The organism is Gottfriedia acidiceleris, from assembly GCF_036421055.1.
GTDB classification, from domain to species: Bacteria; Bacillota; Bacilli; order Bacillales; family Bacillaceae_G; genus Gottfriedia; species Gottfriedia acidiceleris_C.
The window spans coordinates 285,006-296,893 of record NZ_JAZGQS010000002.1 but is presented as its reverse complement, the minus strand read 5'-3'; the positions used below and the strand labels follow the sequence as shown (position 1 = coordinate 296,893).

At 32.7% G+C, this 11,888-nt stretch carries 12 protein-coding genes and 1 other annotated feature; of the genes, 1 reads left to right on the top strand and 11 read right to left on the bottom strand.

From position 1 onward, the window contains the following. Positions 1 to 29 precede the first annotated feature (29 nt). Entirely contained in the window at positions 30 to 1,115 is a 1,086-nt protein-coding gene (locus RAH41_RS04120; RefSeq protein ID WP_331220889.1) for a bifunctional 3-deoxy-7-phosphoheptulonate synthase/chorismate mutase, read from the bottom strand. A gap of 103 nt (positions 1,116 to 1,218) precedes the next feature. Continuing rightward, positions 1,219 to 1,447 (bottom strand) — a binding site (T-box leader). 258 nt (positions 1,448 to 1,705) lie between these two features. Here RAH41_RS04120 and sigK point away from each other — a divergent pair. Further along, the gene (gene sigK, locus RAH41_RS04115) at positions 1,706 to 2,425 is read left to right on the top strand and encodes an RNA polymerase sporulation sigma factor SigK (RefSeq protein WP_069035122.1); all 720 of its coding nucleotides are present in this window, start codon (positions 1,706 to 1,708) and stop codon (positions 2,423 to 2,425) included. An 80-nt stretch (positions 2,426 to 2,505) separates the two neighbouring features. On the opposite strand, the gene RAH41_RS04110 is transcribed toward sigK, so the two are convergent. The 10 genes from RAH41_RS04110 to RAH41_RS04065 form a co-directional block, all read right to left on the bottom strand. Continuing rightward, positions 2,506 to 2,739, bottom strand: coding sequence for a YrhC family protein (locus RAH41_RS04110; RefSeq protein WP_331220886.1), 234 nt, complete (start codon positions 2,737 to 2,739; stop codon positions 2,506 to 2,508). A 322-nt stretch (positions 2,740 to 3,061) separates the two neighbouring features. Beyond that, positions 3,062 to 3,706 (bottom strand): TetR/AcrR family transcriptional regulator, encoded by a 645-nt coding sequence (locus tag RAH41_RS04105; protein WP_331220884.1) that lies wholly within the window; start codon positions 3,704 to 3,706, stop codon positions 3,062 to 3,064. 3 nt (positions 3,707 to 3,709) lie between these two features. Next, complete coding sequence (locus tag RAH41_RS04100) at positions 3,710 to 4,726, bottom strand: ABC transporter permease (protein ID WP_331220882.1); 1,017 nt, start codon at positions 4,724 to 4,726, stop codon at positions 3,710 to 3,712. Beyond that, positions 4,723 to 5,442, bottom strand: a complete 720-nt coding sequence (locus tag RAH41_RS04095; protein WP_331220880.1) for an ABC transporter ATP-binding protein — start codon at positions 5,440 to 5,442, stop codon at positions 4,723 to 4,725. The genes RAH41_RS04100 and RAH41_RS04095 overlap by 4 nt, the downstream gene beginning before the upstream one ends. A gap of 351 nt (positions 5,443 to 5,793) precedes the next feature. Beyond that, positions 5,794 to 6,486: a 5'-methylthioadenosine/S-adenosylhomocysteine nucleosidase gene (gene mtnN / locus RAH41_RS04090; RefSeq protein ID WP_331220878.1), complete on the bottom strand. Its 693-nt coding sequence runs from the start codon at positions 6,484 to 6,486 to the stop codon at positions 5,794 to 5,796. A gap of 202 nt (positions 6,487 to 6,688) precedes the next feature. Further along, a complete protein-coding gene (locus RAH41_RS04085) occupies positions 6,689 to 7,285 on the bottom strand; it encodes a YrrS family protein (RefSeq protein WP_331220876.1) in 597 nt (198 codons plus the stop codon). Between the two features lie 67 nt (positions 7,286 to 7,352). Next, positions 7,353 to 9,113, bottom strand: a complete 1,761-nt coding sequence (locus RAH41_RS04080) for a penicillin-binding protein 2 (RefSeq protein ID WP_331220874.1) — start codon at positions 9,111 to 9,113, stop codon at positions 7,353 to 7,355. Positions 9,114 to 9,184: 71 nt separating this feature from the next. Beyond that, positions 9,185 to 9,661, bottom strand: coding sequence for a transcription elongation factor GreA (gene greA, locus RAH41_RS04075; protein ID WP_097979017.1), 477 nt, complete (start codon positions 9,659 to 9,661; stop codon positions 9,185 to 9,187). A 211-nt stretch (positions 9,662 to 9,872) separates the two neighbouring features. Further along, the gene (gene udk / locus RAH41_RS04070; RefSeq protein ID WP_056472723.1) at positions 9,873 to 10,508 is read right to left on the bottom strand and encodes a uridine kinase; all 636 of its coding nucleotides are present in this window, start codon (positions 10,506 to 10,508) and stop codon (positions 9,873 to 9,875) included. 20 nt (positions 10,509 to 10,528) lie between these two features. Continuing rightward, a complete protein-coding gene (locus RAH41_RS04065) occupies positions 10,529 to 11,806 on the bottom strand; it encodes a U32 family peptidase (protein ID WP_331220871.1) in 1,278 nt (425 codons plus the stop codon). Between the last annotated feature and the right edge of the window lie 82 nt (positions 11,807 to 11,888).

Below are 11,888 nucleotides of genomic sequence, written 5' to 3'. Positions count from 1 at the left end.
ACCGCCTATCCTTCATTAAGTAATATTATTTATGATTGTAGTTTTGCACGGAAGTCTTTTAACTCAAACATAAATTCTTCAAATTGTGGGATATTCATTTGTTGAGCTGAATCTGATAAAGCAACAGCTGGATCAGGGTGTACTTCAGCCATTACTGCATCTGCTCCAATTGCCAATGCTGCTTTTGCAGTTGGTAATAATAAGTCCTTACGACCTGTAGAATGTGTAACATCTACAACAACTGGTAAATGTGTTTCTTTCTTCAGAATAGGCACTGCTGAGATATCTAATGTATTTCTTGTAGCTTTCTCGTAAGTACGAATTCCTCTTTCACAAAGAATAATTTGGTCATTTCCTTGCGAAATAATGTATTCTGCTGCATTAATAAATTCTTCAATTGTTGCTGACAGTCCACGCTTTAATAAAACCGGCTTATTTACTTGACCAACTGTTTTCAGTAAATCAAAGTTTTGCATATTACGTGCACCAATTTGAATTACATCAACGTATTCTAAAGATCTTTCAACATCATTTGGATTTAGTATTTCACTTATTACTGCTAAATCAAATTCATTTGCCACTTCTCTTAAAATTTGTAATCCTTCGTATCCAAGCCCTTGGAAATCGTATGGAGAAGTTCTAGGTTTAAATGCACCGCCTCGCATCATTGTTAATCCTTGTTGTTTCATAGCTTGTGCTACCGCACGTACTTGATCATAGCTTTCAACTGCACATGGACCCATAATAAATGATTGAGAACCATCACCAAGGACAATATCATTTTTCACTTTAACAATTGTATTGTCAGGCTTTTTCTTTCTTGAAACTAAAAGAGCTTTTCTATGATCATCCTCTTGAAGTTCTAAGCTTGCTTGGAAAATTGTCTTGAAAATATGTTGTAAAGTTGATGTTTCAAATGGACCTTCATTTACATTTGCAATCATATCTAAAACTTCACGCTCACGAACTGGATCGAAACGCTTAATACCATGTTTAATCTTTTGCTGACCAATTTCTTGTACAACTTTTCCACGCTCGTTTAATAATTCAACGATTTTTAAATTAATCTCATCAACCTTATCACGTAATTGCACTAACTCATTATTTGTACTCATTTCTTTTTCCTCCTCAAATTTTAAATGTCTATTCCAATACCACTTCTTTTATCAAGAAGTAAGTATGTAAAAAATGAAAACAAAAAGTCCCTACTGAATAAACAGTAGGGACGAATTAATTAATCGCGGTACCACCCTAGTTGTGAACAAAAATTCTGCTCACCACCTTCATTTTGTTAACGATCAAAAATGACCGTTTCTATTTTTATTAAATAAAAATAGAAATTGCTCCAAGAATGTAATTCAGCATACCTTATGTACTGACTCGCAGCCTTCGTCAGCTCTCTTAAACAGGGAAGTTATGCCTACTGTGCCCTTATCAACGCAATCTATTAAATTGTCAAAAGATTCATTAAAAAAGTTATTAATGAGGATTATAAAGCACTATTAAATAGGCTGTCAATGCATTTTTTTTCTAGAATATGTAACGATTTAAAAAAAGATACATCATCATTAGAATGGTAGCGCTTACTATTTTCAACATTTTTTTTACACTGCTTACATTTTTTTTATGGTACAGACACACAGAATTTGTACATTACATAAATATATAAATAACAACTAACCTAACCTTCCTTAGGAGTGATTATATGCCTGGTTTATTTACCGCCTTAAGTCTTTTCTTAAAAGAAGTGTTTGTGTTTGTTTCCTATGTTAAAAATAATGCCTTTCCTCAACCTCTTTCACAAGCCGAAGAAACGCTTTATTTAAATCGTATGGCAAATGGAGATGGAGAAGCACGAAATTTATTAATTGAACATAATTTAAGACTTGTAGCCCACATTGTTAAGAAATTTGAAAATACCGGAGAAGATGCTGAAGATTTAATTTCGATTGGTACAATTGGTTTAATAAAGGCAATTGAAAGCTTTGTTCAAGGTAAAGGAACAAAATTAGCCACATATGCTGCAAGATGTATTGAAAACGAAATACTTATGCATTTACGTGCTTTAAAGAAAACAAAAAAAGATGTGTCCCTTCATGATCCAATAGGCCAGGATAAAGAAGGCAATGAAATTTCACTATTAGACATTTTAAAAACTGAGACAGAAGATGTAGTTGATCAAATTCAACTTAATATGGAATTAGAAAAAATCAAGCAATATATCAAGATTCTTGACGACCGTGAGAAAGATGTAATTATTCAACGATTTGGTATTGATATGGATAAAGAACTAACTCAACGTGAAATCGCAAAGAAATTAGGAATCTCAAGAAGTTATGTTTCGAGAATTGAAAAACGTGCTTTAATGAAGATGTATCACGAGTTTTTAAGAGCTGAAAAAGAAAAGAAAAAAGATAAAAAATAAAAATTAAACCACTAAAGATGAATATGACCTCCAATTGTCAGTCTGATCTAACAATTGGAGTGAATTCATTTTTAGTGGTTTTATGCTTGCTCTTCTTTTTGCAATACGCGTTTAAAATAATTGGATGTTAGAAAGAAACCTAATGCAAATATCAGCATTGTAAAAACGATACTCTCGACCATTAATATTTTATGTTGGGTTAATCCGTCCTTTGGAAGGAGAGTCCCGATATAGAAAAAAGTAGCCAATGCTGTTGTAATTGCACCATATGTTTTAAAATCGTTAACCTTCGCCTGTAGCTTTTTTAAATTCACGAATACTACACCTTCCCTTCTTCTTGACTTAATAACTGTAACATATTTTATTCTAAAAAAGTGAAGGTAATTAAAGGTAGTACATGTAGAGATTAGTAAGTTCAAATTGTCAATAAAACAAACTATTTATGTTGATTTCCATTTTTTGCTTTTTTACTAAAATTATATTAATAAAATAGTAATTGTAAATATTTCAACACAAAGAAAAAGGGATTATTTTAAATCCCTCAGTTTGTAGACATAATACTGAAAGCTTGATTTTCACTGAGGGATTACTTTAAATTCCCTTCTTCTTTCAATATTTTACGTTTTCAGCTATAAGTTATTTCAACCCATTCTTAATAAACTCAATTGTACGTTTAGTTTCCTGTTCTTCGTTCCAAAGAGGTGTATTTTCTAGGACGATTGAAGAGATGACTAGACCAATTACTGTTGAGATAATTAGTCTTAGAACTGTCGGTATCGGTAGTTCTTTTATTTGCCCTTTATCGATAAACGATTGTAATACAGTGGCTGCTTTAGGGTACATTTTTTCTTTAAAGAGTCTTTTTAACTCTTCTTGCATATCGTCTTGGAATGGTATTTCTTGTATGATTATTTTTACAGCTTCCTTATTTTTCTTTGCAAATTCCATTCGATTTTTAATTAGTGCATTAAGAAAATCTTCAAATGTTTCGTACTCTAAATGAAATACTGCTTTAGAAAAACGATCCATTTCAAAAGGAGCAATTGTTTTTACTAATGTCGGTTTGATAATACTTTTTAATAAATCCTTTTTTGTTTTAAAGTAACGAAAAATAGTCCCTTCAGCAACATTTGCTTTTTTTGCAATTTCATTGGTAGATGTACTAACAAAACCTTTTTCTGCAAAAATTTCAATTGCAGCTTCAAGAATTTTTATTTCTTTTTCATTCATTTCTTGTAATTTTTCTTCTGGAAAAAACTCTTCTAATTTAATTGGTAACACTCCTTATATTGACCGCTGTTTCTTTAATGCAAGTATATTTAAAGAAATAAATACGATTGAAAATCCAAGTAGGATTAATAATTGATATACAACATCAGAAAGCGACTGTCCTTTTATCATAATCCCTCTAAGAGCTTCTGCACCATATGTCAGTGGTAAAATACCCCCGATAAATTTGAACCAATTTGGTAAAAACGCCGTTGAGAAAATACCTGAAAAAAGTATTTGCGGGACAGCAATAACTGGAATAAATTGTACAACTTGAAATTCATTATTTGCATATGCAGATAACAGCATACCAAGCGTAAGAGCAGTGAGAGATAATAGAATATTAACTACGCAGACTTCCCATGCACTTCCTACATTATACATATCCAATACACTGATTGAAAAGACAGTTATAATGATCGATTGGATTAAAGCAAAAAATCCAAAGCCTAAAATATAACCAACAACAATTTCCCATCTTTTGACTGGCGTGACGAGTAATCTTTCAAGTGTTGTTGTTAATCTTTCTCTGACAAATGAAATACCTGATAAGATAAACACAAATAAGAACGAGAAAAATCCAATAAAAATTGGTCCAATTGAATCAAATGATTCCATATTTTTACTACCATATATAGGGTCCATTACAATTTTTAGATTAGATGGTGTATTTTCTTTAACTGCAGATTGAATAGCATCCATTACTGCAGTTGTTCGGGCTTTATCTGTCCCTTCAAATTGCACAACTATTTCTCCCGATTTAAACAAGACTGCGCCATCAAGATCCATATTTTTCAATTTATCTTCGATGTCCGAAGGATTTACATTTTTTACTTTGGCATAATCTTTCACAATTTGCTCAAATGCAGGAGGGGCATCAACTAGGGCTAAGGTAGGTTTTGTGTCATCTTGTTTTAAGATATAAGAAAATAAAAATAATAATACGATAGGTGCAACAAAAATCATTGCAAGTGATCTTCTATCTTTTAAAAATTGTTTTATGATACGTTTAGAAATAGCAAAGACTCTCATGGGCTCACCTCAGTATTAAAATATAGATCTTCGATTTTGCCTGTTTTTGATTGCGAAATTAAATTTTCAGTAGTATCTAAAGCAATTAATTCTCCTTCTCTAATTAATCCGATTCTTTCACATTTTTCAGCTTCTTCCATGATATGGGTAGTAATGATTATCGTAGTACCTTGTTTTTTCATTTCAAAAAATTGATGCCAAATTTGCTTTCTTAGTACTGGATCAATTCCAACTGTCGGTTCATCAAGGATTAGTAATGTAGGTTTATGGAGAATTGAAATTGCAAGAGAAAGTCGTTTTTTCATTCCCCCAGAATATTGATTAACTTGCTTGTTTAATGAATCTTCTAACCCAACGATCTGAGCTACTTCTTGTATTCTCGACTTAAGTTCTTTCCCTTTTAGACTATATAGGGCACCAAAGAAATTTAAATTATCAGCACCAGTTAAATCGCTATATAAAGCGTCAGATTGTCCCATATAGCCAATTGACGGAAGGACTGTGAAAGTAGGCATTTCATTATTGTAGACTAATACTTCTCCTTTTGAACTTTTATCGATTCCAGCAATCAATTTGATTAAAGTTGTTTTACCAGAACCTGACGGACCTAATATTCCAAATATCTCTCCTTTTTGAATGTTCATTGAAATATTTTTTAGCACAGTTCTTTTTCCAAATAAACGATCAACATTTTGGATTTTAACAACATTGCTCATCTTATTCCTCCGTTCAAGTCTATTTCTTCATAGAACCCATAATGAGTGAGTACTCACTTTATACTTTTATTTTAATTCACTTTTTATTCCCAGTCAACAAAAAGTGAGTACTCACTCAATTGTATTCAAACAACAAAAAAAGATGCCCTTAAGACATCTTAGTGCGGTTATAATGTACAAAAACTTGAATATCAGACTGATTACAAGCGCTTGTTTTTCGAGGTGCGAAGCCTGGTGAAAAGCGGAGTTACCCTAAACGGTAATGAGCACTCCAGACAGGCAAAGCAACGAAGAAAGCGAGCGTTTGGCGGGTAGTCTGAGATGCCTATTAGACATCTTTCTTTAAACAATTTATAACGCTTTAATCATTTCCTCAACCATTAATGTTGAATTAACTGCTGCTGTATGAAGGAATTGATCAAATGAAATATTTGATTCTTTACCTGCAATATCTGACAATGCTCGTGTTACAACAAATGGCACTTTAAATGCATAACAAACTTGAGCGATTGCAGCTGCTTCCATCTCTACAGCATACAGATCCCCAAATTTCTCTTTCACGAAGTCAACTCTTACTGGATCGTTCATAAATGAATCTCCAGTTACGATTAATCCTTCAACAACTTGGATACCATTAATTTGTTCAGCGCATTTTTTAGCAATAGACTTTAATTTATCATCAGAAGGGAATGCTGCTGGCATACCTGGAACTTGTCCGTATTCATAATTGAATGCAGTAACGTCTACGTCATGATGACGCACTTCAGTTGAGATAACAACGTCGCCAACGTTTAAGTCTGTATGAAGTCCGCCTGCAGATCCAGTGTTAATCACAACATCTGGCTGATATTTTTCTAAAAGAATTGCTGTTGCCATTGCTGCATTTACTTTACCAATTCCAGACTTTAATAAAATTACTTCTTTTCCTTCGTATGTACCTATGTTATATTCTGAGCCTGCAATTTCTTCTTTTCTCAGGTTGTCTAATTTATCACGTAATACATGTACTTCTTCTTCCATTGCTCCAATAATAGCTATTTTCATTCTCTCAATTCCCTACTTTCTCTTTCAAACTTTAATCATTTTACCATATAGAGACAGATCATTCATCTTTAAGAATGCATTCAACAAAAAACACTTAAATTTTAATAAAGAAAGACGTTGGTTTCCTTACAGGAGCTTGCTTTCTATGAGGCATAAGCTTACAGTTTGCTTCTGTAGGGACTAAAAACTTTATTACCGGATTTTAATACTTTAACTCTTTTACTTCTTGTACCAAAATAGGGAGCCAGCCTTCTTTTACAACCCAGTGTAAGTATACGACATATTTATAGCTTAAGTCGTTTGTAGCAACATATACTTTTATACTTTGTTGATCGTATCCTTGACCAATATGCCAAACTAGATAATCTTCTTTTGTTAAAGAAATCGCATTTGATACTGTATCTTCTATTTCATAAAAGTCTTGAGACTTATGACTATAGTGAACTGTATGAGGCTCAATTTGTTTTGTTTTGTTAGGTGTCCATTCTTTTACAGTCGATTCTATTATATTTTCATCATTTATTGAATCTTTAATAATCTCATTTACTTTTTCACGATATTTCGCTTGATATGGATTCGGTATATCAGTCATTTGTTTTGGTTCTTGAGCAATCGTAGTAATCTTAGCTTTAGCAGTATTAGGCTCTATCTTTTGTTGGTTGACGATCGGTAAAGTGATTTTTATCCCTAAATAGATGATTCCAAAAAGAAGTGGAATAAGTAGTATTCTATAAAAATAATTTCCACTTCGTACTCGTCTTAATTTTTGGACCCTTTTGTTTGGTTCAATCGAAGTCATTGACAAAATCCTCCAAAAACAACTAATTTTTCCCTATTTTAACATAGAGTTACCTAATTAAAAATAGCTATTTTGTGTGGCTTTTATCAAAGTTATATATAGATTTTATTAAATTTGTAACAGTGTCAGAAGTAGATGTAACTTCGTTTGAAACATTTAAACTAACTACTGCAAATGCATATCTTGGCTTATCATATGGGAAATATCCTGCAAACCATTTATTTTGTTCGACTATTTTACCATCTACTACTTTTGTTTCTGCTGTACCACTTTTCCCTGCTAAAGTGTAAGGCAAACTAGTATATCGATTTCCCGTTCCTTTCGGATCTGTAACTACACCTCGAAGCAACTCTCTTAATTGCTGCATTGAATCTGGAGCTAGATAATCATCCACTAATGTCTGTTCTGGAAATTTAAACATCTCTGTACCATTTTTATATAATACAGAATCTACTACCTTTACTTGTTTTGGACTCCCACCTCGTGCAATGGTAGCCATCATATTTGCTACACCTAAAGGGGATACTTTTACATCCTGTTGCCCAATGGAAGTATTTAAGAGCTTATCACTCAAATAGTTTCCTACAAAATAAGTTGGTTTCCCTTCATTTTGAAATTGACTAAAATTAGACTCATGATAGACAGGTCCTGTCCAACCTACTGGGCCATCTAAACCTAGCTTTTTGGCATATGTTTGAAACATATCTTTATTTTTTAAAGTTAATTGCTTACCTAATTGGCCAAATGTGTAATTACAACTTTCATAGAAACTTTGTTGAAAATTTAAATTACCTTTTCTCTTTTTCTCTTCATCTTCATATTTACCGACTAGATTATTATTACAATTATACATTTGATTTTCTTTCACAATTCCTTGATCTATAGCGGCAGCCGCTACAACTGTTTTAAAGACTGAACCTGGTGTACTAGCTAATAGTGCATAATTAGTCGCCGTATTATCATTCGAAGAAAATAAATTTTGGAAATTCATATTTGGTCGGCTAACCATTGCTAATAAATTGTTAGTCTTTACGTCAATTAGGACAGCCGCACCTTTTTGAAGTTTAGCTTGGTCAACAGCTTGTTCTAAAATTTGTTGTAAATCTTTATCAAGTGTAGTAGAAAGGGAGACTGGATAAAATGGATTACTAGGTTTCGCATATTTTACTTCATTTCCAAACATCGGTTTACCTAAATTATCTACGTGAAGCATTAAATTAGATGTGCCGTCAGATTTTAAGAAATCTTCAAACTGAGCTTCTAAACCAATTACTCCAAATTCTTTCGGTTTATAGTCTCGATCACTTTCATACTGTTTTTCATATTGTTCTTTATTTTCTCTAGCTATTCCAATTAGATGCTCTGCCAATTGTTTATCGTCTTTGTCTTGAGACAACATGGAAATTAATCCAGAAACATGTAAATTATTTATTTCATCAATTTTTTCCGATGTTAATGTTTTTGTCATTCCTTCTAATGTAAAAGGTTCTTTTTTACCATTAAACTGATTTTTAATATTTGCTACTGGTACCCCTGTAATCGACGATAATTTATCAATTGGCCAATCGATTGTTTTTAAAAATGGAAATAAAATAACTTTTGGAGTGTAAGCTGCACTTAATAATTTTCCATTTCGGTCAAGTATTTTTCCACGTCCATTATCAATCCGAAACTGAAATGTTCTTTGAGCAACACTTCGTTCAATTAGATTTACCTTTTGTGGGCCAAAATTCTTTTGATGAAGTACACTAATATCTAAGCATCTGTATAAGATTAAAGAAAATAGTAACGAAATTATAATTAATATGGCTTTTATCCGTCTATGCATAAAAAACACCTCATCTACAGTGTAGACGGGGTGTTCTTTTTTCAAACAATTAAATTGTTGAACAAATCAAATTATTTAACAGCAATAATTCTTACTTGCATATCTCCACCAGGAGTATTAACTGTCACTTCTTCACCAACAGTTTTGCCCAATAAGCTTTTTGCGATTGGAGAATCATTTGAAATTTTACCTTCAAATGGATCAGCTTCAGCACTACCTACAATTGTGTAAGTTTCTTCATCACCAGCTGGTAATTCCAAGAAAGTTACAGATTTTCCTAGAGTTACTGTATCTGATGCATCATTATTTTCAGTAATAATTTCAGCATTACGGATCATATTTTCTAAAGTTGTAATACGACCTTCAACAAATGCTTGTTCATCTTTTGCAGCATCGTACTCAGAGTTCTCTGAAAGGTCACCAAAGCTACGAGCAATTTTAATACGCTCTACTACTTCAGCACGCTTTACTGTTTTTAAATTTTCTAATTCTTGTTCTAATTTTTGTTTCCCAGCTAAAGTCATAGGGAATTTTTTTTCGTTAGCCATTTTGTACACTCCTTTTAGTATCCACCGTTTCTTTTATGTAAAACTTCTAAATATCTGTTTATACAATGTAGTTGTACAAACAGTGTATGAGAATAATTAATGAAACATTCAACTTATGAAAACGCATTCTTTTATATAGAAAGATGAAGAAGTGAGTGCTTCTCCATCTTTCCAAAATGATATTTAGGAATTATTCTCTCATATGAACGTATTATAATACACTTACTCTTTCAAGTATAGTCTGAATTTTTGTTGCCATTAAATCAATAGCCACAAAGTTCTGACCGCCTTCTGGTATGATAATATCTGCGAATTTCTTTGACGGTTCACAGAATTGATTATGCATAGGGCGTACAACATTTACATATTGGTCTACTACAGAATCGACTGTTCTTCCACGTTCTTTTATATCGCGTTGTATTCGACGAAGTATTCGTAAGTCAGCATCCGTGTCTACAAATATCTTTATATCCATTAAATCACGTAAACGCTCGTCTTCTAGTACTAGAATACCTTCTAAAATAATAACTTCTTTTGGCTCGACAGGGATTGTTTCTGAAGATCTTGTATGAATTGTATAGTCATATACAGGTTTTTCAATTGCTTTATATTGCAATAAATCTTTTATATGCTCAATAAACAAATCATTATCAAATGCTAATGGATGGTCATAATTTGTTTTCAATCTTTCTTCCATCGGTAAATGCGTTTGATCTCTATAATAAGAATCTTGCTGAATCATTAAAATTGAATGACCTTTAAATTGATCATAGATTGCTTTTGTTACAGAAGTTTTACCAGAGCCAGTCCCTCCAGCAATTCCAATTACAATGGGCTTATTCCCCATACTTCAATCCCTCTTTCTTATCAAACTAACTTTTTTCTCATCATGTTGTAAGGATATACTTTTTGATCCACTTTAATTTTTACAATTTCTAATGGATGTCTTGCAGCGTCTACTTCTGTACCATCTTCATTAACAATTACACCAACTGTTTGTTTGAAGTTTTCAATTTCAGGTCCAAAGAATTCAATTTGGTCACCTGGTTTGAAGTAGTTACGTTGCTGGATTGTTGCGATACCAGTTTCATCATCATAGTCTAATACAAGACCTGCAAAATCATACGTTGTTTTTTTGCTATGATTTCCATACATTTGCTCTTTCATTCCTGGGAATCCTTCAAAGAATGAAGAAGCAGTGTCACGATTAGCACATTTATCTAGTTCTTCAACCCATTCTTCTTTAAATTCAAAGTTTTCTGGGTCAGCACAATATGCATCAATTATTTTACGATAAACAGATACAACTGTTGCTACGTAGTGAATTGATTTCATACGTCCTTCTATTTTTAAGCTATCTACACCCATTTCAATAAATTTAGGAATTGAACGTAATAAGTTTAAATCTTTAGGGCTCATTGCAAATGGAGCATCTTCTTCAGCAAATAAAGCATTTTCTGAAGCATCCGGATTTTGTGAATCAGTTTGTACTAAATCGTAATCCCAACGACATGATTGACAGCATCCACCGCGGTTCGAATCACGTGCAGTCATATGATTACTCAAAGTACAACGTCCAGAATAAGCAATACACATTGCTCCATGAATAAATGTTTCAATTTCAACATCTACTTTTTCTTTAATCTCTTTGATTTCTTCATAGCTCGTCTCACGTGCTAATACTAATCGGTGTAATCCTTCTTCTTTCCAGTACTGTGCAGCACGATAATTTGATAAAGATTGTTGTGTACTTAAATGTACTTCTAATTTAGGTGCAGCTTCTTTACATGTTTCAATAATATATGGGTCAGCTACAATAATACCTGTAACGCCTGCAGCTTCAATGCCTTGTAAATACTCAACTAATCCGTCCATGTTTTCGTTATGAGCAAATATGTTTGTTGTTACATAAATTTTTGCATTAAATTTGTTTGCAAATTCTACCCCTTCAGCCATTTCTTCAATAGAGAAGTTATCTGCATTCGAACGTAAACCAAACTCTCTACCACCAATAAATACAGCATCTGCGCCATATCTTACTGCAATTTTTAATTTTTCTAAATTACCAGCCGGTGCTAATAGCTCAGGTTTCTTCACGATTACACGTTTGCCATCAACTATTTTATCTAATTGTCCAATTGCCATTATTAGTCCTCCTCTTTAATACAGGTTAGGTACAAGGTTCTAGGATCTGGCTTTTCCTGATTTCTAGAGCTCCTTGGCTTCC